Raw genomic sequence first — 21,614 nt, forward strand, 5'->3', positions numbered from 1 at the left:
AACAACAGTAGTTTTAGCTTCTGAATGTATTGTTTTTAGGGCAGTTTAGAGTTTGGTAGTGCTAGATACAACTTACCAATCACCATTGTAGACCTCGGTCAGAATCTCTTCCATTTTGTCCTCAAAAACCGGTTTTACGATATAGCCCGTAATCTCTTCAAAGTCATGGGCTTTTTTTAAGTCGTTCGGGTCATTGGAGGAAGTGACCATAAAAATATTTACATTTTGTGCCTCTAGTTTGGGTTTCATCTTTTTGAATTCAGCCAAAAAGCCCCAACCATCCAAAAACGGCATATTGATGTCCAGTAGGATTACTTCGGGGAGCTTCACATTTTCCCTCATGCAAAGGTCCATGTACTCAATGGCCTGTTCGCCATCGGTAAAGGTATTGATGACCAAATCATCCGATAGGTTGTTCAATATTTTTTTAGTGACGAACAAATAAACCTCGTCGTCGTCTACCAATAGAATGCTGGGTTTCTTCATATTTTATGGAATTTTATTTTAAACGTTGTACCTACGCCTTCCTCGCTTTCCACTTCAATCGAGGCGTTCATCGCTTCCAATTGCGATTTTACAATAAACAGACCCATTCCCTTTCCGGAATGGCTTCTATGGAACCTTTTATATAGTTTGAACATACTTTCCTTGTGTCGCTCCATATCTATACCTAGACCATTATCCTTTACATACAATACCTTTTTGTCGTTTTCCCATGCACTTTCAAAAATGATATGGGAGTCCACATCCGGTCTTCTATATTTTATAGCATTGGAAAGGAAGTTTTGTACAATGCTCTTCATGTAGAATTTGGAACATTTTACAGAGTGCCATGCATCTAAATTGTAAATGGTATTGAACCCTTTGCCCTCTTCGTTCAACAAGGTTCCCACAAAATCATTTTCCACTTCCTTGATCAACAGCAGAAGGTTCACGTTTTCCACTTCAAGTTCCTTATTGTTCAAAATGGATACATAGGTCTGTACATCCTCTGTAAGTGTGCTGATACTGTTGGAGATGGTTTCCAGTTTGGGCAATAGCTCTTTGAATGTATCTTGGTTATTGGGTTTGCTCAACATATCCACAATGATGGACATACTGCTTACAGGTGCCTTTAGGTTATGGGCCACCACATAATTGAAGTCCTCCAGCTGCCGGTTGCGTACCCGTAGGCGTTCGTTGGCATTTTTCACTAAGCTATTGGATTCATTGAGTTGTGACTGGCTTTTTACCAAGGCGTTTTTTTGACTTTTTAGTTGTTCCAAAAAATTCTTCCGTTCTTTTTGGGTTCGAGCATAGACCATTGCTATGATTGCAATTACGATTAAGGTAAGTGCATTGAACAATATGAGGTTTCTTCTAATGGGCTGGAGCCTTTGTCTTATGTATTGGTGTGGTATTTCTTGAAGAATGGCCCAATCATCATCGGTTACAATATCTGGCATATCCGCATAGCGCTTCATGCCCATATCTTTTTCAAAACCTGTTCTCACGTTTTGGTAGACCCACAGACTCCCATTTTCCATAAAAAAAGTATCTCTGGAAAAAATCAGTTTTTTAAGTTCAAGCCTCTTTTTGATGGAGGAGTCAAGAGGGCTCATACGGGACTGGTGGGGCAATGTGTTATTGGAAAGGTTTGTTGTGATCACATTTTTGTTTTTATCCAAAAGATAAAAGTTGTCGCCCGTGATTCTCGTTCGCATTAAATCGAAGATTTTACCCATGTTAAAATTCACAACAGCTAGGCCTGTAGGGTTGTCATTGTTGGCAAAAATGGGGGTAACACCTCGAATAACAGGCTTATGGGGTGTTTCCAGCACTCCATTTTCTCTGTTGAGTTCAATGGGGCTTACATAAATCTGCCCTTTGTTCAAGGTAAGTCCCTTTTGAAAATAGGCACGATCTGTTTTGCTCTGGAGTGGAGCAGGTGCCATGCTGTCTTTATCAACTTTTTCGTAGCGTAGCATTTCATCCCCGTGTATATCTATGATCCGAAATTGATCATATACATCCAAACCCTGCATGGTTCGGATATAATTGGAGATGAATACAGAATCCAACGGATTTTCTTTGGAAAAGGATTCATTGAATGTTACATCGGACCAGAAAGAAGTGATCTTGATCAAAATGATACTCTGATCAATTAAGTGGTAGCTTTTGTTGAGGATATTACGTTGTTGTATTTCCCCCATGTTTTTTATAAGGCTGTCTTTTTGTAGATAGCCCCAAAAAAGGGAGAAAATCAATAGGGGAATATATAATGCTAGGGATGTTGTTACGATCCTTTTCCACATAAAAGCGGATTTTTTTGTAAAATTTATATCTGTTTTATGTAGGGGAATTTTACTTCAAATTAAGAATAATTATATTTATGCCCCAATTATTTGCGAATTTTTAGATAAAAATTAGTCTAATTTTAATTTTTGGTTGTTTCTCTTAGGTTGTCATTAATCTTCGCAGCCTCTGTTGTGACTGATTTATACCGATTGGTTTGTGGTTTGGTTTCTGAAATGTGCATGATTTTTAAGGATTAGATTAAAGGTTTTTAATGCCTGCTATGTACACTTGATTTTAATGCATTATATCTGAGGTATAGTCATAGTTTACCATTGAAAGCAACAAATTGGCATAAACTCCAAGGTTCTTTATCTTTAACGGATTTTTCCAGATAGATGACCCGGGATTATATTGATATCAACGATTTTACGGTTTTAGTTGAAGAAGCTACTACCAATACTATGGTTGTGGATACCTGCAGCTTTGACGAACCAGTGGTCGCCGTTGCTTTTTACGGCTCTGGAAATGTGGACTTAAAAGTGAATTATGGTTCACAATCCAGAACATTCAATCATACAAAAGGGCTGGCCCTGTCTTTTTATGCAGACTCAAGTGTTGAATTTGAGCATACCGTGGTACCGGAAAAACCATTACGTTGTATTCTGATTGCTACGGCTTTGCGGAATTTGAACAACCTGCCCAATCAAGAAGGGGAAATTTTCTCTTCTTTATTGAGTGAATTGGTAAATCCTTCCGACCACTATGTGGAAGGTCCACGATTTTTCATGACTCCAGAAATGGACCAGATTGTGGATTCGGTCTTCAACATGAAATATCACGGGAAAACCAAAATGATGTTTTTCCGAAGCCAAATGACCGCCCTGTTGTCCCATTTTTTTGGGCAATTGGCCACCATGCAAACCGAAAAAATCAATCTCAAGGAGCAAGACAAGTTGTACAGGGCCAAGGAAATCCTAATTGATAACTTGGACAACCCACCTTCTCTTTCGGAGCTATCCCGTCAAATAGGGTTGAACAGCTACAGCCTTAAAAAGGACTTCAAGGAACTTTTTGGCGTACCGGTATTCAAATACCTTCAGAACGAACGATTGAAAACTGCCCATGAACTGATTAGGAACCAAGAAGCCACAGTACAGGAAGCGGCGTGGCATGTGGGCTACGATAGCTTGAGTTCTTTTTCCAATGCCTTCGAGAAAAAATTCGGGTATAGACCCAGCCAGATCAAGTAAACTCCGTTTCCAACAAATCATACTCCTTTTGGAATAAATAAAGGCTTGAATGTCAGCTTAGTTTTGTCCTGTAATCAAAAAAACAGGAAGAATGAGAACAGTAAAAGCATTGGGAATCGGAATTCTGGTTTGGATTTTTGGCGTTTCTGCTTTTTCGGCCTTATACATGTTGCCGATTTCAGAAGATAGATACTTACAGGCCAATATTGGATTGGCATTGGTGGTTCCGTTTTTAGTATGGTTGGGAGCATGGCTGTATTATAAAAAGGTAAAATCCGCCCATCATGGATTAACGATTGGATTGTTAATGCTATTGGCCAGTGCCACATTGGATGCATTAATTACCGTTCCCTTATTGATTATCCCTTATGGTGGTAGCTATACCAGTTTTTTCGGTTCTACCGATTTCTGGTTGATAGCACTGGAATTTGTAGCGGTTGCTACCATCTATTGGTATGCTAAGGCTCGTCCAAAGCAAATAAATTCTTTGAATCAATTATAGGAATACCATGGAACTTTCTTTGAACACAATTACAACTATTGGTAATATACTGCTCACGGGATTGACAGCGGGACTTTGCTTTACTTGGACCAATGCAGTAACCCTGGGGATAGGTCGCTTGGATGACCTTGGATACCTGCTGTCCTTTCAAGAGATGAACAGGGCCATAATCAATCCTCTTTTCCTCATAGTCTTTTTTGGACCCTTGTTTGGCCACATGGCCAATATATACCTCAATGGAAATCAGCCCAATACTATTTTTTGGATGTTTTTGGCAGCGGGAATTCTTTACATAGCAGGGGTTGTGGTGATAACCATAATGGGTAATATACCACTGAACGAGATGCTGGAGAAAGCTGACCTACAAACTTTCACTCCTGAAAAGTTAAGGGCTTTACGAAACAATTTTGAGAATAAATGGAACAGATTGCACTTGATTAGGACCATTTCGTCCACACTATCATTTTTACTTCTGATTCTTGCCCTTTTACAAAATCAAATCAATTCAAACATAAATTAACAATCATGAAAAAAGATAATTTTTTAATCATTGGGGGAACTGGTAAAACAGGACGAAAAGTGGCGGATAGTTTAAAGCTCCTGAACCAAAATGTGCGTATCGGTTCAAGGTCATCTGAACCTGCATTTGACTGGAACAATGAAGAAACATGGAAAGATGCTTTAGAGGGAGTGGACAAAATGTATATTACCTACCAGCCTGATTTGGCGGTACCTGGCGCAAAGCAGTCGATTGAAAGCCTTATTGATCTTGCCAAAAAGCAGCACTTGAAAAAAGTGGTGTTGCTATCCGGTAAAGGAGAACGGGAAGCTGAGCTTTGTGAGGAAGTAGTTATGCGTTCAGGATTGGACTATACCATAGTACGTGCTAGTTGGTTCAGCCAGAACTTTAGCGAAAGCTTCTTTCTGGAACCTATTCAGCAAGGAGTTGTCGCCTTGCCCCAAGCTGATGTACAGGTACCTTATGTGGATACGGGAGATATAGCCGACGTGGTTGTTGAAGCTTTACTTCACGAGCAACATAATGGACAAGTTTACCAGCTTACCGGGCCAACAACCTTTTCTTTTAAAGAAGCGATTGCGGAAATTGCCAAAGCCGCAGACAGGGATATTGTTTTTGCGCCGATTTCCATTGAAGAGTATGTAGCAGCGATGAAGGAGCACGGTGTGCCGGCAGACTTCGTTTGGTTGATTGAATATTTATTCACAGAGGTGCTGGGGAATCCCATGGTGTCCGAAATTACCAATGATATAGCAAAGGTACTCAAACGCAAGCCCAAGAGTTTTACCCAATATGTAAATGAAACAGTCAAAACAGGAGTTTGGAAAAGTGGAATACCAATCGCCTAACATTTGTTTCAGGACAACTGGATTTGTTAGCTGACCTGGGCTAATCGCAATTCATACATGCTAATGTAATTTTACCACCTTTTTGATGACATATAGTGAACCTATGAAAGCATTTAATATCAGCCATGTTCAAAAATCCGAATACCCCATATTGGTGGAGGTATGGGAAGCCTCGGTTCGGGCAACACACAACTTCTTAAAGGAAGAGGATATTGCCTATTTCAAACCACTGATCCTAAGTACTTATTTGGATGCTGTTGAGCTGAGGTGTGCTAGGGACAGCAAAGGAAACATCCTAGGGTTTTCAGGTGTGTCTGACAACAATCTTGAAATGCTCTTTATCCACCCAGACAGTAGGGGGAAGGGCATTGGGAGGAAATTATTGGCCCATGCCATAGATGAATTAGAGGTGCAAAAAGTAGATGTAAACGAACAAAACGAACAAGGGGTTGGATTTTATAAGCATTATGGTTTCGAGGTGGTAGGCCGTTCAGCATTGGATGCCTCTGGCAAACCTTACCCTATTTTGCACATGGAGTTGAACAATATTTAATCAAAAAAACGAGCAAAACAAATTACTGCAATACTGATTTAAAGCGTACACCAATGACAATAGAAGAACGAACAGAAATGATAAAAACCAGCTGGGAATTACACAGTCAGGTTGAAACAGCTTACTTGAACCATCCAGCAACTAAAAACGATGAGGAATGGCTCGAAAAACAGCGGTTGCTTCTCGCGGATATGGCGCTTCATCTTTTGCAAACTTCTATAAACCCGGAGGAAATAAAGCTGGAGAGGTTACGGGACAACCTGCATGCCATTCTCACAATTTCCGATCAGTTTTTACCTGAAGTTGGTTTAAAGGGTATGACAAAGAACCTTTACTGAACGTATAAAATAATTGAAAATCAATTACTGTAAGAGATAATCTTCGTATCTGCACCATGAACAGAATCATCATCACCTTCTGCATTGTACTTTATGCCATTGCAGTCCCATTTTTGGAAATCAACGATACCCATGTGTTCAACCCGGATTGGACACCCCATGCTCGCATCCACGAGGTGTGGCAATTGATCACCAACTCCGGAATCGGGTTTTTTTGTCTATGGCTGGCATGGGTGAAAAAGGATGTAAAAATCAGTGCGATTGTGAGTATGTTGGTTACCGGAGGATTCTTATTGGCATTCAGTGTAAAGGAGTTTTACGGGGGATCCATGAAATACCTGGATGGTAGCGAAAAAACCTTTTTGGGAATAAACATTGGAATACTGGGATTTGGAATTGCTTTCATCCTTCTATTGTTGGTTATGGTTTGGAACAAAAGATTGAAGCAGTGATTTTTTAGGTAATATAGCATCAATCAAAAAAAACGAACATGAAAAAAATACTGGTATTTATCATTTTCACTTTCTTGATTTTATCATGTCAGGAAAGTGAAAAATCAAACCTTACGTTGCTCAGTGATGAAATCCCAACAGATATTCCCTTGGTTTTTGGTAAAGGGGTTATTTCGATAGAGGGAGCTATGGATTTTGCAATTACCTTCTCCCCAGCGATGGACGAAATCTATTATACACGTCGTAAACCGGGGGGACGAAATAATATTTTGACTTCAAAATTGGTCGATGGTAGCTGGACAACACCGCAATTGGCCTTTTTTTCATCAAATGAGACATGGGAATTTGAACCTCATATCAATCCCACAGGAGACCGACTGTATTTTGGTAGCACAAGACCAATCAATGATACACTCAAATCACCAGGATTGATTCAATGGTACAGCGAAAGAAGGAATAGTGGATGGAGCGAACCATTGCCTTTGGAAAAACCATCGGCTGCAACTTATATGATGTACCTGACTTCTTCAGCAAATGGGAATCTGTATTTTACCTCTCAAGAGGAAGGAGCCAAACCCGAGAATGGAGGCATTTATTATGCCATGACCGAAGCGGGGGGATATAGCGATATCCGAAAGATGGGAAACGAAATCAATACCGGAAAAATGATTGCACATCCCTACATCGCACCTGATGAAAGTTACATGATATTTGATGGGGAAAGACCTTCGGGATTTGGAGACAGTGATCTGTACATCAGTTTTAAAAGAAACGGTTCCTGGACGGAAGCGTACAATTTGGGATCTAAAATCAATACAGAGCAAACGGAAATGGCAGCAAGTGTATCGCCCGATGGCAGGTATTTGTTTTTCCATAGAGGATTCGAAATACAAGGGGAAGATGATGGTTCTGAGTGGTTGGGAAATATTTATTGGGTAGATTTCAAGTCTGTAAAAGAAAGTATTAAGAAGAGCAAAAACAATAACTAAACACTGCGACTAAAATCATAGGTTGTCAGCATCAATTTAAAATGCAATGAACAAAACAATAATACTACTGCTTTCTATCTTTAGTTTGATTTCGTGTAAAACGAGCGGGGTTGAAATTTTAGTGGAAAATGGGGTGTTAATTCAAAATGCCCAGATCATCTCCCCAGAAAACCAGACCGTATCTACCGATAGTTTTGTAGCAGTGGATGGAGATGAAATCGTTTATGTTGGAGAAGAAAGACCTAATCTAAAGGGGAGCTTTACAACTATTGATGCGAGAGGAAAATATATCATTCCCGGACTCATAGATAGTCATGTCCATGTTACCGGTACGGATGCCCTTTCTGATGAAGAAGAGCTTCAAAACCCTGATATTGTAAAAAGCTTTAGGGAACAGCTTCCCAAAAGCTATCTCTATTTTGGATACACGACCTTGATTGATTTGGGAACTGCCAAACCAGAAAGATTGGTTGATTTTCAAAAAGCTGAAATTAGACCTGACTTGTTCTATGTTGGCGGAGGAGCGGTTATTGGGAATGGCTACGGACTCTCCAATTGGAACGATGAAATCCCCAACTTCATTTATCAAGAAAGCAAAGCTTATCCCATCCCCGAAAAATTTATAAAAGAGAACCACAGTCCTAAAGCAGTAGCCAAAAGAATAGCGGGATCGGGGGCTATTGCATTAAAAACCTATTACGAACCTGGTTTTGACCCAACACAACCTCGTTTTCCAACTCCTTCCGAAGCGCTGATGGAAGAAATGAAAACAGAGGCGCATAAAAACAATTTGGTTTTGGTGATTCATGGAAATTCTTTGGAGGCACATCAATTTTTAGGAAAAGCAAAGGTTGATATTGTGGCCCATGGTCTTTGGAATTGGGCAAACCATAGGTTGGATTCAACCAATGCGGTTCCAGAAGAAATCAAACAAGCATTGGATGTTGAGATTGAAAACAAAGTGGGTTATATGCCGACTTTGCAAGTGATAAATGGATTAAGGGAACTTACGGATTCCGATTACCTAAATAACACAGAATTGGAAAATGTGTTGCCAAAGAATTTGATTGAATATTATAAGGCAAATTCGGATGTCATGTATGCCAGCGTATTTGGGGATGCTCCCAAGAATATCATTTCAAACAATTTCAACCGAATTTCCAATCAAGGAAAAATCAATTTGAAATATATGTTCGACCATGGTGGCCATATCCTATTCGGTACGGATACACCATCGTCCCCGACCTTTGGCAATCCACCGGGCTACAATGGCTATCTGGAAATGCTGGAAATGGAAAAGGCAGGGGTTCCCCTAAGCAAAATATTGGCCATGGCGACCATAGAGAACGCAAAAGCATTCAACCTTGATCAATTCTACGGTACCGTGGAAAGTGGAAAGAAAGCCAACCTACTCATCCTGAATAAAAATCCCTTACAAGATATTACGGCATATAACGATATAGAACAAGTAATCATAAATGGAATACCTTTGGACAGGAAGACATTTTCTGCCCAGAAGGGTACAGAGTAGAACCATAGTATAATTAAAATATAGAATAACAGTAAAAACCATGCAATTCAGAAAAGCAACCTCAGGAGATGTTCAGACAATCGTTGAAATGATTGCGGACGATGCTTTGGGCAGTAAGCGCGAAAATTACACCCTCCCTTTGCCTCAAGTTTATTTTGATGCCTTTGAGCGAATTGATTCGGACCAAAACCAAGAATTGATGGTGGTTGAAAATGAACTAGAGCAAATCATTGCGGTTTTTCAGATGACCTTCATTCCTTATCTAACGTACCAAGGAGGTATTCGAGCTCAGATTGAAGGTGTACGCGTACACAAAGATCATCGAGGTCTGGGCATAGGTAAAACCGTATTTGAATGGGCCATCAACAGGGCAAAAGAACGTAACGCACATTTATTGCAATTGACCACCGATAAAAAACGCCCGGATGCCATTCGGTTTTACGAGTCCCTAGGGTTCAAAGCCACCCACGAAGGCATGAAAATGCATTTTTAAAGAAATTCGCTTGTTGTAAGCATCTGATAAAATTCGAGATCGACAATGAAAGAAACTGAGGTATTTTGTCCAAAAAACAAAAAACAAAAAACAATGGAGAAAATGGCTCGAAATGAACCACATGGAAAAGGATGCTGTCTGGTTGGTTTTTTACCGGAAAGCATCTCCGAAATATAACTTAAGTTGGAGTGAATCAGTTGATGAATCTCTTTGTTTTGGTTGGATTGACAGCACAAAACGAACAATTGACAGTGAAAGGTATAAACAATATTTTACCAAACGAAAAGCCAAAAGTAATTGGTCAAAAATCAATTAGGAAAAAATTGAAGCCTTAATTGACAATGGACTTATGACAGAAGCGGGATTCAAAAGTATTGAAATTGCCAAGGAGAACGGTTCTTGGACAATTCTGGACAAAGTGGAAAACTTGGAAATCCCAAAAGATTTAAAACAAGGGCTTGCCAACCATAAAGGGGCGGCAGAATACTTTGAAAGTCTAAGTAGGTCTGACAAAAAATCGATGTTGTATTGGGTTGTGTCTGCTAAAAGAGAAGAAACAAGACTTAAAAGAATTATTGAAATAGTGCAAAACGCGGGTCAACAAAGAAAACCAAAGCCGTTTGGATAAAAAACGTCTTATGGCCATGGCAAACATGATTTTAGTATAATGATTGATGCGCAATCACGATTTTACTCAAAAAGTGATTTTATTTTATCATGATGGGACTGGTCACTTATTTCAAGTATTTCCTCCAATAAATCCGTGGAGGTGGGCTTGGCATGGGGATAGCTGTTTTTTTCAAGAAAACTCCTCAAGGCCTTGTTCAATTGGTTTTCCCCAATCAATTCACTCAGTTCTACAAATACAATCGCACCCTTTGAATAAGCCAAGTAAGTGTCTCCTGGAGCCACTTTAAGCAAAGGTTTTTCTTTATGTAATCCTTTTTCGGCTTCATAAATTTGTTGATGAATAGCAACACGTTCCATCATTTCTTTCTTTCCATACATCTTTTTGTAGATCATCATTTCGGTATACATGGCCAAACTTTCTGTCAGCATGGAATAACCCTCCCTGTAGTCGGGGGCAATTTGGTTGGTGCCCCACCAAAAGTGGGCTATCTCATGGCCTGCAAGTTCGTTCACTACGTCCTGATTGTCGCCTGCACCGAGATTGGCATTGAATGTCATGTTCTCCGTCATAAAAATGGTCCCAGGATAGGCAGTCCCAGCAAAACCTTGCGTGAACGATGAAACTTCGGAGTAATTGATGGATGTAAAGGGATAGGGGCCGAAATTTTCGATACAGTAATCCAAGGTGAGTTTGGTGTTTTCAATAAGGTGGTCCACATTGTTCTTATGCAATGGATGATGGTAAACCGTAATGTCAATATTGTTATGTTCCACACTTTTTGTTTGATACGTTGCGGAGGAAATTGCAAATCGGAAAGGAATGGATGCAGCACTGTATTCATAATAGTTCCTGTCATCAATTTGCCACTTTTTTTGTAGTTCTCCCGTACCTACAGCTATTTGGTTTTTTGATGTGGAGATTTGCATGTTAAGATCAATGGCGTCATTGATACCATCTTTAGGTGCCTCCAGCTTTTTTAATTTGGTGACGGTGCCCAAACCATGTTTTTTTCTCAACTGGATGTCGGATAGTTCTTTCCCGTCATTATATCCAAATTGGGGATAATACCGACTGATTCTCATGAATGAACCATCTTCAACTATGGCATTAAAAGGATCATGGCCATTTACAGGATGCCATGTATAGGACATTTCAAAAGATAGTTTTGCTGAATCATTCGCTGTAAGTGGCTGGTTCAGGAGCAGTTCCGAAATTGGCTTGTCTACGTTAATTGTTTCATTTTTGTATTGATAAACAAGGGATTTGATCTCGAAATCCTCTGGAACATGAATCAAAATAGAATCAATTGGTTCCAAATAGGGATTTTTTAGGACATACTTCCCTTGAACGGTATAGGACCGTTCATTTGGATATAAATCAATTTTAGTGTCCACTTTTTTGATCGTTGGTTGATTTATATGTTGATATTTTCGATACTTTTTTTCGTAGGAAACAAGCTCTGCGATTTGTTCCTCTTTCTTCTTTTTTGGGACATGGTTTTCTAAATATTGTGAACCATTGAAGAAGGCAATGATGATGCAAATGGTTGTTCCAATTCCTATCGCCAATCTTTTAGGGCGAGACTTGATGAAATTGTACACAAGGAATAAAATACAGATAAGAGAAAACCCAAAAGCGAGTCGCCATAGAAATGGATATAGGTAAGCACCATAGCCAAGAAAATCACTGTACGTTCCACGATACCCTGATAAGAAACGGAACAGGGAATTATCAATAATACTTTTGGCAATGGGTGTCGCAAAGAGCAAAAAACTCAAGATGGAAATCCCTAGGGCAATGCCTTTTTTCTTACTGATTGTATTGATGAAAAGCAAAAACAAGGCGAATAACAGTAATGGGAGCGTGTTGAACATGAGTACCCCAGCATAGGCCTCCCAATCAAAAAGAGGGAACCTGAACACCAACTGAAAAATAATGGCCTCTAAAAGCATTATGGCAGTTAGTGATAATATCAACAAGGAAATACTTCCCATGTGGCCTGTTCGTTTTTCGGCCACATGGAAGGTAGTGTTCTCAATAATAGAAAACCCACTGGCCTTACTCCGCCAAAAGATATCGTTTACAAAGTAAACCAGAATCAAACCTCCCAACGGATAAAAAGTATTGTTGATGGTTTGTGCCAAAAGGCCGGAACTGGCATAAAGTTGGGGCATACGGATGCCTTTGTTGATGTCATCGAACATTTCAACCCCAACATAAAACAGAAGTAATATGGAGATGGCCACAAAAGCTATGCTTTTGAAGATATAAATTGAATCAACCTTGATGAACGAGAATATCGCTCGCCACCTTGATTCCCGGTTAAAAGTGGTCGCTGTCGTAGAAAAAGGGATTTGTTGCGTATTGTGCTGTAAGCTTGAACTCTTTTTTTGGGACTTTCCTTTAAAACTAGGTAGAAAGGAAAAGGAACGAATCCCTAAATATACCATGCCCAGGGAGAAAAGGGTAATTATCAACCTATTGATGAGTAATAGATTGGTAAAGGGCACAACGTGATTGTTCCGATGATAAACATCGAGGTCTTTGGCTTCAAAAAAGTACCCGGAAAGCCCAAAAATATCCACTAAGGCAGAAATACGCTGTACCAGCAAAGATTGTGGCATTGCTTGCGCCATAAAAGGAGCATTGGAAAACATCAGGGCTATCATGTAAAACACATACAGCAGTAAACCTGAAATGGCTACCAGTAATTTATTTTTAAAAGCCTGTGCAATAAAGAATAGGATGCAGCACACGACCAATGTGTTGATAGCTCCAAATAGCAAAAAAGGGTATGTAAAGTGCCAAAGGTTAAAGTCTAGGTTCATTTGGGCATTTTCCGACAAATGAAGTCCGACCACGTACCCTATGATTAAAGTAAAAAAACCAAACAAAGTAAACAGGTAGAAAGAACAGAAACGGGCAAACGCAAATGCTTTTTTCTTGATGGGAGTGGAATAAACAATTAAACCATAGTTAGCATCCTGCTCTTTGAACAATAGAGAAAATGCCAGTACAGTGGCGATTAAAATGATGGTAAGGCTCAATAACCCAATCATAAAACCAACCGAGTAGGCGGCATTCGCAGCAAGTTCATCCCCAACCGAAATATTGAATTTGAATCCAGTCAGGAACCCAATGCCCACAAAAATGAGTAGGGTAGCGAATGTCGCTTTTTGCTTTACTATGGTCTGTATATCGTTTAGGATAATCGTTTTCACAAGGCAACAGTGTTTAAATGTGTAAAGTAGGCGTGCTCCAAAGTTGGGGTTGTTTCTGTAAAACCGGCAGGGCAATCGTCAGCATGAATGGTGATGTGCATGACCCTTTCCACCAATTGCTTACTTATGATTTGATGATGCGAATCCAAAGTGGGTAGTTCTTCTTTGGAAATCGCTTTGCTCCATAATTTTCCATTTAATTGCTCGAGATAGTCGTTTGGGGCACCTTGAGAAATAACATGTCCCTTTTTAATGATGGCCATTTGTGAACAGAGGTTTCTCACATCTTCCACCAAGTGCGTGGATAATATGATGATGATGTCCTCGCTGATATCACTGAGCAGTGTATTGAAACGATTTCGTTCTTCTGGGTCCAATCCGGCTGTGGGCTCATCTACAATAACGATTTTGGGTTCTCCCAATAATGCCTGGGCTACTCCAAAACGCTGTTTCATACCTCCTGAAAACGTATGGACCTCTTTGTTTTTGAAATCGGTCAAATTCACTTTTTCCAATAAATTCATGATTTGATCATGACGTTGCTTCTTGTTCGATACCCCTTTCAATTTGGCCAAGTGCTCCAAAAGGTCATAAGCGGATACTTTGGGGTAAACTCCAAAGTATTGGGGCAAAAAACCCAAATGCTTTTGGATATCCAGTGGGTTTTGAACAACGTCGACACCATTGAAACTGATGTTGCCTTCCGTTGGTTTTTGCAGTCCAACAATGGTTTTCATAAGGGAAGATTTGCCTGCGCCATTTGGCCCCAAGAGTCCGAATATTCCGTTTTCTATTTCTAGATTTAAGGCAGTAAGCGCCTTGTACCCATTGCTATACACAAGGGATACATTATCAATTTTTAATGTATTCATGGTCTAAATATGTTGGAAGAACTATGCTACATAGTCAATAATATCTCCTGGTTTACAGTCTAAGGCCTTGCAAATGGCCTCTAGGGTTTCAAAGCGTACACCTTTGGCCTTTCCATTTTTAAGTATGGATAAATTAGCAGGGGTTATGCCAATCTCTTCAGCAAGGTCCTTGCTCTTTATCTTTCGTTTGGCAAGCATCACATCAATATTTATAATAATCGGCATAATTTAAATATATAGGTCTTGTTCGTTCTGTAATGACAGCCCTTGATTGAAAATTTCTGAAATAATGAAGATAAAAACCCCCAGAACAAGGTGTAACGCTACAATGATGAATATTCCATTGTCAATCTCGATAAAGAATGAAGAAAAGGCGACAAGCACTATGGGAAAAATCAAATTTGCTAAATAAAACCGCTTTAAATGTGCAATATTGGGTTGGGTAAAAAGCTTTTCCTGGTAGAACACTTTAAACACATTGGAAAGCAGCCAAAAAAAGAAAGTATAAGATAAAACAGGTAGCAAAAAAGCAAATAGAAAATACGGCCAGTTGTCGTCCAATATTAAAAAAGAAACATCGGTAAAAGGATAGTTGATCACAGCTCTGGTCTCCTCAATTTGAATATTGGTTTTTGTAATCCACGAGAAAGCACCGTACAGTGCAACTACCAAGTAGATCCAAGAAATACTTCTGGTAACTGCATACAATAGTTTAGATATTACTCTTGTTTTTTTCATTGGTCAGATGATGAATATTTCTGCAAATATATAATAAATTATTGTAAAACAATAATAAAATATCTTTTTATTGAATTTTGTGGGATTCTTAGCTTTGCCCATCAAGGTCTTCAATGGCGTTGAGGTCTGATGGAGTATTGATGTTCATCACGAATTTGGCGTGGGATTTGGGCAATTCAATGATTTTTGTCTGTAGTTTGGCCAGCAGCTTTTGTAGGCCTAGTCTTTTTTCATCAATGGCTTGAGTGAAAAAGGGGTGGCTGCTTTTTCGGTAAATACCAATCAATGGCATTTGTACGCCTTCGCACTGAACGATAAAAGCATCATGTTCCTCACCGATGCCTTCAATCAAACAATGTATGGTATCCTGATTCAAAAATGGCGTATCGCATGCAACAACAAGGTTGAACTCGGTTTTGGAATGTAACAGAGCGGTGTGGATACCCCCAACGGGACCAAGCCCGGGAACCGAATCGGGAAATCTTGTGAGACCCAGCTCATCTAATTTCTGGTTGGTGGACACCACAAAAACATCTTCTGTACATCGTTGGACTGTTTCCAGAATATGGGTAATGAACGGTTTACCATTAAGTTCCAAAAATGCTTTGTCCGTGCCCATTCGAGTGCTTTTTCCCCCTGCAAGGACAATGCCCGTTATGTTTGCAGGGGTCAACATGCACTGGTACCGCTTTTTGGGTTGGGGTAATTGTCGGATTGGTCTTCGATGGTATTGTCCAAACAAGCAAAATCCTTTTCCAACAGCAGTGAAAGTTGCTTTCCATTGGGCAAATCCAAAGTGTTACTAAAGCCAATCCTATCCGATGTAGCCCATTCTGATAGTTTCTTGTCACTTAGGAATAGTGTGATGGTGTTTTCCTCAAAGGAAGCCTCCAAAGCATCAATGCCTTTCTTTGCTTTGAGCACGTAGGTAAACATGCTATGGCCAAAATCCGTAGTCTCTTTATAAGCGCCTGTTCTACAAAAGGTCTCTACCTCTGTTCTGGTCAATCTATACCGTATGGAATTGCCTTTGATTCGTATTTTCATGTTTTTTGGTCAATTTACTCAATTCCGATGGTTTTCTTGCCCTGAAGAAAAACATCATGAGGGTCATAATGGTAATATATGGATTGAACATTAAGGAACCCATGATTGAGTCATCATTTTAATACATTTGATGGATTACGAAATTCATAATTTCCAATGGTATCAATCGAAAAGCTTATAAAACCATTGATGGGCCATATCAGATTGGCTGGGGATTTAGTAGATTTGAGGAGAAACCAACTATTTAACTAACTCATGACCTTTAAGCAACGTTCTTTTTATTTCCTTTTTACATTTTTAGTTACCTGTGCCACTTTGGCCCAGGACTTTGAAGCATTACAGTACAGAACCATTGGCCCCTCCCGGGGAGGTAGGGTAACCACTGTAACTGGAACTGCCATGTTGCCCGGAACTTTTTATTTTGGAGCATCTGGTGCAGGCGTCTGGAAAACCGATGATTATGGAACCACTTGGAACAATGTTTCCGATGGATTCTTTAAAACGCCATCCATCGGAGCCATCGAAATTGCGGCCAACGACCCTAACATAGTATACGTTGGGACGGGCTCCGATGGAATCCGTAGTAACATTATCTCAGGAAAAGGGGTATACAAATCTATAGATGCCGGTAAAACCTGGGAACATATCGGATTGGAAAATGCAGGTCAAATTGGAGCCGTGGAAATAGACCCCACGAACAGTAATATTGCTTGGGTAGCGGCCATAGGAAACACGTTTAAACCCAACAAGGAACGAGGCATCTTCAAAACCACTGATGGAGGAAAAACTTGGGAGAAAGTCCTGTATGTTTCCGAAGAAACGGGGTTTGCCGACCTGGAATTGCTGCCAGGGAATCCCAATGTGGTATATGCTGCCGCTTGGAAAGCACGTAGGACACCATGGACCATTGATTCAGGAGGAAAAAACAGCGAAGGAGGCATCTACAAATCCATAAATGGTGGAAAAGATTGGGAGAAATTGGAAAACGGTCTCCCCGAAGGATTGATTGGAAAGATTGATCTAGCAGTTTCCCCAGTGGATTCCAAAATATTGTATGCGGTTGTGGAAGCCCCAGGCAAGGATAGGGGATTGTATAAATCTGAAGATCAAGGTAAGTCATTCACTCATGTTTCCGATGATGTAAGATTGGTAAACCGGCCATTTTACTATACCAACATTGAATTGGACCCGACCAATCCAGATATTGTGTATTCCAATGCCAATCCTTTGATAAAATCCACTGATGGAGGAAAAACATGGAAACGGATGAGCGTACCACACGGAGATAACCACGATATATGGCTCAATCCAGACAACCCGGATTTATTGATTCAGTGTAACGATGGAGGAGCCAATGTTTCCCATAACGGTGGTAAAACATGGTCCACACAATACAATCAGCCCACGGCTGAAATCTATCAAGTTGCGGTGGATGACCAATATCCATATTGGGTGTATGGGGCACAACAGGATAATTCCACGTTGGCTATCCCAAGTATGGCCCCCAAAGCATCATCCCCTGCAAGCGGTAGTGAAATGATGAGTGTTGGAGGATGTGAAACAGGACCTGTAATCCCAATGCCCGGCAACCATTACATTGTTTACAACAACTGCAAGGGACGCTTCAGCGTGTACAGCAAAAAAACAGGACAAAGCCGTGAATACTCCATTGGCGCATCCAATATATACGGACACAACCCCAAGGATTTAAAATATAGATTCCAACGTGTTGCACCCATCCATGTGTCCCCATTTGACCCTGAAGTGGTCTACATGGGGTCTCAGTTCTTGCACATTACCAGCAACGGTGGTAAAAATTGGGAGACTATTTCCCCAGACTTGACGGCGAATGAGCCTGACAAGCAAGTCATATCAGGAAACCCGATTACTCGCGATATTACGGGAGAAGAATATTACAGCACGCTGTATTCCATCAGGGAATCCAAAATAAGTAAAGGTGTGATATGGACAGGTTCCAATGATGGGGTAATTTCCGTGACCAAAGATGGCGGTGAAACATGGGAGGATGTTACGCCCAAAAAATTGCCGAAAGGAGGAAGGGTTGAGTCCATAGAACCGTCACAGTTCAATCCTGCCAAGGCATATGTTGCAGTAGACCGTCATCTGTTGGGCGATACCACACCATATCTGTATAAAACTGATGATTATGGGGATAGTTGGGAATTGATAAGTACCGAATCCAACGGAATACCATCAGACTATACCACAAGGGTGCTACGGGAGGACCCAGTTCGCGAAGGCTTGTTGTATGCCGGTACCGAGTTTGGCATGTTCGTGTCGTTCGATGATGGTGGAACTTGGAAAGAGTTCCAACAAAATCTTCCGGTAACGCCGATTACGGATATTACTTTGTTTCGAGGAGATTTGATTTTAAGTACCATGGGTCGTGGTTTCTGGATTTTGGACAAGGTTACCACGCTTCAAGATGAAAATATTACCGAATTGGGGGAAACACCGGTTCTGTTCAAGCCCGACGACACATATAGGTATCAAACCCCATGGGGTGGAGGACGTTTCCCGGAATACCCATCCACCAGTGTGATTATTGATTACTATTTGCCATCCGATACTAAAGAAGGTATAAGTCTTCAGATTTTGGATCCCCAAGGGAAGGAAGTTGCAACTGTTGTGAGCGATTCCACAAAATTGAAATCCACCACTGAAACGGTTGATGATATGAGCCTTAGTATGACATTCGTTTACATGGACAAAAAGCTGGAGACCAAAAAAGGATTACATCGATTTGAATGGAACCTTCAGCAAAAAGGAGCATGGGACAAAAACAAAAGAAGGCGATTCAAAAACGGCCCCATGGTGCTTCCCGGGAATTATACTGCAAAACTGACCGTAGGGAATCAGACTTTTGAGAAACCCTTCAAAGTTCTCATGGACCCAAAACTTGAAGATGATGGGGTTTCTTTGGCGGATATGAAAGCACAACAGGAACTTCAGTTTAAAGTCATAGACCTATTGTCGGAAGCCAAAATGCTTCAGGACAAAGTGGAAGATAAAATCAAGGAGCTTGAAAAATCAAAAGTAGGGGAGGCGAAAATCAAGCATTACAAAGATATTTTGAAGGAGCTGAAAAATGCTGATGGGGCCTATCCAGAAGTGGTAATGGTATCCCAAATATCTTATCTGTACTATATTGTAAGCGGCGCCGACAAAGAACCCGGTCAAGAGGAAAAAGACAGTTATGAAGAACTGTTGGCCCAATTCAACGAGCTCAAGCAAAAAGCCAACTTATAAAAACCATGTCAATTCGAGGGCAGTCGAGGACTTAATGATTAGTGGTAATCAATAGGTTTCGACTGCGCTCAACCTGACAAAATTCAAAAGGCATCGATTTGTGGACTTTTCCGAAAATCAATGCAGTTCCTCGCAATGGAAACCTTTGTTCCGAAGTAGCGAAGAAATTATCGGTGCATTCAGGCTTTGGGTTTCAACCCGAAGGATGTTGTCGCAATCTTCAAGGTCAAAATTCCAACAACCATTGCTATCAACCAATTTGTTCAACGAAGGGCGAAGTTTTTTTACCTCGCCTTTTCGTTTTACAGATGTTTTAAATACATGAACGGTCATCATCACTTAGCTACGGTCATAAAAAAATGGAGGCTCAATATCCAAGGCCCTCAAATAAACATAGCCTTGTCCGCGATGGTGAATCTCGTTATCCACAAAATACTGCAAATTGGATAGTACGGTACCTTCATACTGACCAAAAAGCTTTATGACTTCCTGAAACCGTTCAACACTGATTTGTTTCCATAGCGTGTTGATTTCATCTGTGTCTTGGTCCCATTTTTGCAAAAATTCAGCCTTGGTGGTGCCATAATCCCTGTGTTCGTCAAATTCACTGGTGTTTTCAGATACAATTTCGGTAAGTCCGGGAACAGCAATGGCAAAAAGTTCCTTTACCATCTCGGAAAAAGGGCGCATGCCACCAACACTGTAATTAAAGAACTCTTTTTCGGGAAAAGCTTCAATAACTTTTCGTGTTAGCCTCCTATGGCCTTGATAATGTTCCAAAAATTGCTCAGGAGTGATTACTTGGTGCGTTGTCTGTTCATTAATGGTGTTTTCCATGATGCTTTGTTTTTTAAAGGTTTATTGTTTCTGAAATCAAAATTATCGAAGGGGTGTGACAGCCCTTTGTCAGTAGAAAAAAAGCGCTTGAAAAAAAAGTTCTTGACAAGCTGTTGTCACTCGGCAAGCATAGCTTTGAAAAATCAGCAAGATGTCAGGTCGAGTGTAGTCGAGACTCTTGAAAGTAGAACCTAATCAATTTATAATCGAATCAAGATGAGCAAGAAAAGATCTCCTATCCTTGGGTTGAAATCCTATCTTTGGGAGATAGCTCACACAATTATGGGAATGGATACCGCAAAACGTTTTGATAGGATAGTGGCCATTTTAATTCAGTTGCAGTCCAAACGGATTGTAAAGGCACAGGAATTGGCAGACCGCTTTGATGTGAGCCTGCGCACCATTTATAGGGACATTCGGACTTTGGAGGCTTCGGGTGTGCCCATTGTGAGTGAAGCAGGTGTGGGATATACCATTATGGAAGGCTATCGATTGCCTCCCGTGATGTTTACCCGCGAAGAAGCGGGAAGTTTTGTTGCCGCGGAAAAGCTCATGCAAAAGTTTACCGATAAATCCCTCGGAGCTTATCATGAGTCGGCCATGTTTAAACTTAAATCGGTCTTGCTCGGAAAAGAGAAGGATTGGGTGGAAGCTTTAGAGTCACAAGTATCCATAGTGCCAGGTCAGGTTTTGTTCAATGAAAAGGTGCCCAATGCCCTTGAAATTCTGTTTGAGAGCATTGCAGAACGGAAGCAGGTATTTTTAAAATATGAATCACTTAGGGAAGAAACGCCATCGGAACGGAGAATAGAACCTGTTGGACTTTTTCATGAAAACGGATTCTGGTACATATTGGGCTACTGCCATTTGCGGACGGATTATAGACATTTCCGAACGGATAGAATCCACAAGATCGCAAGAACATCACTGGATTTTTTATTGGAACACGGAACCATCGAAGAACATCGCAAAAAACGAGAAGAGGTAGCGAAAACAAGAGTGCGGATATTAGTGGAAAAATCAGTGGCCAAATACATACAAGCCGGAAGAAAATATTATGGTTTTATTTCAGAAGAGGTAAAGGGCGAACAGGTGGAAATGACTTTTATGACCACGGATATGAAGAACGGATTTGCCAGATGGTATCTCATGTTCGGAGATTATGCAACTATCATTGAACCCGAAGCATTAAGAGAAAGAGTGTCTGACATTCTGAAGAAGAGCCAAGAAATGTTGACCGCCTAA

23 protein-coding genes are annotated in these 21,614 nt (G+C 40.5%); 14 read left to right on the forward strand and 9 right to left on the reverse strand.

Features of this window, described 5'->3' with window-relative positions; genetic code table 11:
• Window positions 1-72: 72 nt before the first annotated feature.
• Window positions 73-486, reverse strand: a complete 414-nt coding sequence (locus EO132_RS09875; RefSeq protein ID WP_127137683.1) for a response regulator — start codon at window positions 484-486, stop codon at window positions 73-75.
• On the reverse strand, window positions 483-2,294 hold the full coding sequence (locus tag EO132_RS09880; protein WP_127137684.1) for a sensor histidine kinase: 1,812 nt from the start codon (window positions 2,292-2,294) through the stop codon (window positions 483-485). Before EO132_RS09880 ends, EO132_RS09875 begins: the two co-directional genes overlap by 4 nt.
• A 378-nt stretch (window positions 2,295-2,672) precedes the next feature.
• Between EO132_RS09880 and EO132_RS09885 the strand changes: the two genes are divergently transcribed.
• From EO132_RS09885 to EO132_RS19580, 12 genes are all read left to right on the forward strand, one after another.
• Window positions 2,673-3,527, forward strand: a complete 855-nt coding sequence (locus EO132_RS09885) for a helix-turn-helix domain-containing protein (protein WP_127137685.1) — start codon at window positions 2,673-2,675, stop codon at window positions 3,525-3,527.
• Window positions 3,528-3,618: 91 nt separating this feature from the next.
• Window positions 3,619-4,029 (forward strand): DUF5367 family protein, encoded by a 411-nt coding sequence (locus EO132_RS09890; RefSeq protein WP_127137686.1) that lies wholly within the window; start codon window positions 3,619-3,621, stop codon window positions 4,027-4,029.
• Between the two features lie 7 nt (window positions 4,030-4,036).
• Window positions 4,037-4,549, forward strand: coding sequence for an anthrone oxygenase family protein (locus EO132_RS09895; protein WP_127137687.1), 513 nt, complete (start codon window positions 4,037-4,039; stop codon window positions 4,547-4,549).
• A gap of 5 nt (window positions 4,550-4,554) precedes the next feature.
• A complete protein-coding gene (locus EO132_RS09900; RefSeq protein WP_127137688.1) occupies window positions 4,555-5,397 on the forward strand; it encodes an NAD(P)H-binding protein in 843 nt (280 codons plus the stop codon).
• 103 nt (window positions 5,398-5,500) lie between these two features.
• Window positions 5,501-5,950 carry a GNAT family N-acetyltransferase gene (locus tag EO132_RS09905; RefSeq protein WP_127137689.1) on the forward strand — a complete coding sequence of 150 codons (450 nt, stop codon included), beginning with the start codon at window positions 5,501-5,503 and terminating at the stop codon, window positions 5,948-5,950.
• Window positions 5,951-6,003: 53 nt separating this feature from the next.
• On the forward strand, window positions 6,004-6,288 hold the full coding sequence (locus tag EO132_RS09910) for a hypothetical protein (protein ID WP_127137690.1): 285 nt from the start codon (window positions 6,004-6,006) through the stop codon (window positions 6,286-6,288).
• Window positions 6,289-6,344: 56 nt separating this feature from the next.
• The gene (locus tag EO132_RS09915) at window positions 6,345-6,740 is read left to right on the forward strand and encodes a hypothetical protein (protein WP_127137691.1); all 396 of its coding nucleotides are present in this window, start codon (window positions 6,345-6,347) and stop codon (window positions 6,738-6,740) included.
• A 38-nt stretch (window positions 6,741-6,778) separates the two neighbouring features.
• Entirely contained in the window at window positions 6,779-7,729 is a 951-nt protein-coding gene (locus EO132_RS09920) for a TolB-like translocation protein (RefSeq protein WP_205780352.1), read from the forward strand.
• 46 nt (window positions 7,730-7,775) lie between these two features.
• Complete coding sequence (locus EO132_RS09925; RefSeq protein WP_127137692.1) at window positions 7,776-9,260, forward strand: amidohydrolase family protein; 1,485 nt, start codon at window positions 7,776-7,778, stop codon at window positions 9,258-9,260.
• 40 nt (window positions 9,261-9,300) lie between these two features.
• The gene (locus EO132_RS09930; RefSeq protein ID WP_127137693.1) at window positions 9,301-9,753 is read left to right on the forward strand and encodes a GNAT family N-acetyltransferase; all 453 of its coding nucleotides are present in this window, start codon (window positions 9,301-9,303) and stop codon (window positions 9,751-9,753) included.
• Window positions 9,754-9,874: 121 nt separating this feature from the next.
• The gene (locus EO132_RS19575) at window positions 9,875-10,069 is read left to right on the forward strand and encodes a YdeI/OmpD-associated family protein (protein ID WP_235856431.1); all 195 of its coding nucleotides are present in this window, start codon (window positions 9,875-9,877) and stop codon (window positions 10,067-10,069) included.
• Between the two features lie 33 nt (window positions 10,070-10,102).
• Window positions 10,103-10,381, forward strand: coding sequence for a YdeI/OmpD-associated family protein (locus tag EO132_RS19580; RefSeq protein ID WP_235856432.1), 279 nt, complete (start codon window positions 10,103-10,105; stop codon window positions 10,379-10,381).
• A gap of 62 nt (window positions 10,382-10,443) precedes the next feature.
• On the opposite strand, the gene EO132_RS09940 is transcribed toward EO132_RS19580, so the two are convergent.
• The 6 genes from EO132_RS09940 to EO132_RS09965 all read right to left on the reverse strand — a co-directional run bounded on the left by EO132_RS09940 (window position 10,444) and on the right by EO132_RS09965 (window position 16,262).
• Window positions 10,444-13,605 (reverse strand): ABC transporter permease/M1 family aminopeptidase, encoded by a 3,162-nt coding sequence (locus EO132_RS09940; RefSeq protein WP_127137694.1) that lies wholly within the window; start codon window positions 13,603-13,605, stop codon window positions 10,444-10,446.
• Window positions 13,602-14,477, reverse strand: a complete 876-nt coding sequence (locus EO132_RS09945) for an ABC transporter ATP-binding protein (protein ID WP_127137695.1) — start codon at window positions 14,475-14,477, stop codon at window positions 13,602-13,604. The genes EO132_RS09940 and EO132_RS09945 overlap by 4 nt, the downstream gene beginning before the upstream one ends.
• A gap of 21 nt (window positions 14,478-14,498) precedes the next feature.
• A complete protein-coding gene (locus tag EO132_RS09950; RefSeq protein ID WP_014034008.1) occupies window positions 14,499-14,702 on the reverse strand; it encodes a helix-turn-helix domain-containing protein in 204 nt (67 codons plus the stop codon).
• 3 nt (window positions 14,703-14,705) lie between these two features.
• On the reverse strand, window positions 14,706-15,215 hold the full coding sequence (locus tag EO132_RS09955) for a DUF2975 domain-containing protein (protein ID WP_127137696.1): 510 nt from the start codon (window positions 15,213-15,215) through the stop codon (window positions 14,706-14,708).
• Between the two features lie 88 nt (window positions 15,216-15,303).
• Window positions 15,304-15,891 carry a molybdenum cofactor guanylyltransferase gene (gene mobA, locus EO132_RS09960; protein ID WP_127137697.1) on the reverse strand — a complete coding sequence of 196 codons (588 nt, stop codon included), beginning with the start codon at window positions 15,889-15,891 and terminating at the stop codon, window positions 15,304-15,306.
• Window positions 15,885-16,262 carry a DUF7009 family protein gene (locus EO132_RS09965; RefSeq protein WP_127137698.1) on the reverse strand — a complete coding sequence of 126 codons (378 nt, stop codon included), beginning with the start codon at window positions 16,260-16,262 and terminating at the stop codon, window positions 15,885-15,887. The genes mobA and EO132_RS09965 overlap by 7 nt, the downstream gene beginning before the upstream one ends.
• 255 nt (window positions 16,263-16,517) lie before the next feature.
• On the opposite strand from EO132_RS09965, the gene EO132_RS09970 reads away from it, so the two are divergent.
• Complete coding sequence (locus EO132_RS09970; RefSeq protein ID WP_127137699.1) at window positions 16,518-19,532, forward strand: VPS10 domain-containing protein; 3,015 nt, start codon at window positions 16,518-16,520, stop codon at window positions 19,530-19,532.
• 339 nt (window positions 19,533-19,871) lie between these two features.
• On the opposite strand, the gene EO132_RS09980 is transcribed toward EO132_RS09970, so the two are convergent.
• Window positions 19,872-20,369, reverse strand: coding sequence for a DinB family protein (locus EO132_RS09980; protein WP_127137701.1), 498 nt, complete (start codon window positions 20,367-20,369; stop codon window positions 19,872-19,874).
• A gap of 282 nt (window positions 20,370-20,651) precedes the next feature.
• Here EO132_RS09980 and EO132_RS09985 point away from each other — a divergent pair, with 282 nt between their 5' ends.
• Window positions 20,652-21,614: a helix-turn-helix transcriptional regulator gene (locus EO132_RS09985; RefSeq protein WP_164732330.1), complete on the forward strand. Its 963-nt coding sequence runs from the start codon at window positions 20,652-20,654 to the stop codon at window positions 21,612-21,614.

Origin of the sequence: Flagellimonas oceanensis, assembly GCF_003992595.1 — a bacterium.
Classification (GTDB): domain Bacteria; phylum Bacteroidota; class Bacteroidia; order Flavobacteriales; family Flavobacteriaceae; genus Flagellimonas; species Flagellimonas oceanensis.

What these genes read in the sequence shown, in the direction of transcription:
- mobA (WP_127137697.1), bottom strand. Translation starts at nt 15,891, where the DNA reads ATGTTGACCCCTGCAAACATAACGGGCATTGTCCTTGCAGGGGGAAAA.
- EO132_RS09905 (WP_127137689.1), top strand. Translation starts at nt 5,501, where the DNA reads ATGAAAGCATTTAATATCAGCCATGTTCAAAAATCCGAATACCCCATA.
- EO132_RS09885 (WP_127137685.1), top strand. Translation starts at nt 2,673, where the DNA reads ATGACCCGGGATTATATTGATATCAACGATTTTACGGTTTTAGTTGAA.
- EO132_RS09880 (WP_127137684.1), bottom strand. Translation starts at nt 2,294, where the DNA reads ATGTGGAAAAGGATCGTAACAACATCCCTAGCATTATATATTCCCCTA.
- EO132_RS09915 (WP_127137691.1), top strand. Translation starts at nt 6,345, where the DNA reads ATGAACAGAATCATCATCACCTTCTGCATTGTACTTTATGCCATTGCA.
- EO132_RS09930 (WP_127137693.1), top strand. Translation starts at nt 9,301, where the DNA reads ATGCAATTCAGAAAAGCAACCTCAGGAGATGTTCAGACAATCGTTGAA.
- EO132_RS09895 (WP_127137687.1), top strand. Translation starts at nt 4,037, where the DNA reads ATGGAACTTTCTTTGAACACAATTACAACTATTGGTAATATACTGCTC.
- EO132_RS09980 (WP_127137701.1), bottom strand. Translation starts at nt 20,369, where the DNA reads ATGGAAAACACCATTAATGAACAGACAACGCACCAAGTAATCACTCCT.
- EO132_RS09910 (WP_127137690.1), top strand. Translation starts at nt 6,004, where the DNA reads ATGACAATAGAAGAACGAACAGAAATGATAAAAACCAGCTGGGAATTA.
- EO132_RS09950 (WP_014034008.1), bottom strand. Translation starts at nt 14,702, where the DNA reads ATGCCGATTATTATAAATATTGATGTGATGCTTGCCAAACGAAAGATA.
- EO132_RS09925 (WP_127137692.1), top strand. Translation starts at nt 7,776, where the DNA reads ATGAACAAAACAATAATACTACTGCTTTCTATCTTTAGTTTGATTTCG.
- EO132_RS19580 (WP_235856432.1), top strand. Translation starts at nt 10,103, where the DNA reads ATGACAGAAGCGGGATTCAAAAGTATTGAAATTGCCAAGGAGAACGGT.
- EO132_RS09965 (WP_127137698.1), bottom strand. Translation starts at nt 16,262, where the DNA reads ATGAAAATACGAATCAAAGGCAATTCCATACGGTATAGATTGACCAGA.
- EO132_RS09875 (WP_127137683.1), bottom strand. Translation starts at nt 486, where the DNA reads ATGAAGAAACCCAGCATTCTATTGGTAGACGACGACGAGGTTTATTTG.
- EO132_RS09890 (WP_127137686.1), top strand. Translation starts at nt 3,619, where the DNA reads ATGAGAACAGTAAAAGCATTGGGAATCGGAATTCTGGTTTGGATTTTT.
- EO132_RS09900 (WP_127137688.1), top strand. Translation starts at nt 4,555, where the DNA reads ATGAAAAAAGATAATTTTTTAATCATTGGGGGAACTGGTAAAACAGGA.
- EO132_RS19575 (WP_235856431.1), top strand. Translation starts at nt 9,875, where the DNA reads ATGGAAAAGGATGCTGTCTGGTTGGTTTTTTACCGGAAAGCATCTCCG.
- EO132_RS09970 (WP_127137699.1), top strand. Translation starts at nt 16,518, where the DNA reads ATGACCTTTAAGCAACGTTCTTTTTATTTCCTTTTTACATTTTTAGTT.
- EO132_RS09955 (WP_127137696.1), bottom strand. Translation starts at nt 15,215, where the DNA reads ATGAAAAAAACAAGAGTAATATCTAAACTATTGTATGCAGTTACCAGA.
- EO132_RS09920 (WP_205780352.1), top strand. Translation starts at nt 6,779, where the DNA reads ATGAAAAAAATACTGGTATTTATCATTTTCACTTTCTTGATTTTATCA.
- EO132_RS09985 (WP_164732330.1), top strand. Translation starts at nt 20,652, where the DNA reads ATGGGAATGGATACCGCAAAACGTTTTGATAGGATAGTGGCCATTTTA.
- EO132_RS09945 (WP_127137695.1), bottom strand. Translation starts at nt 14,477, where the DNA reads ATGAATACATTAAAAATTGATAATGTATCCCTTGTGTATAGCAATGGG.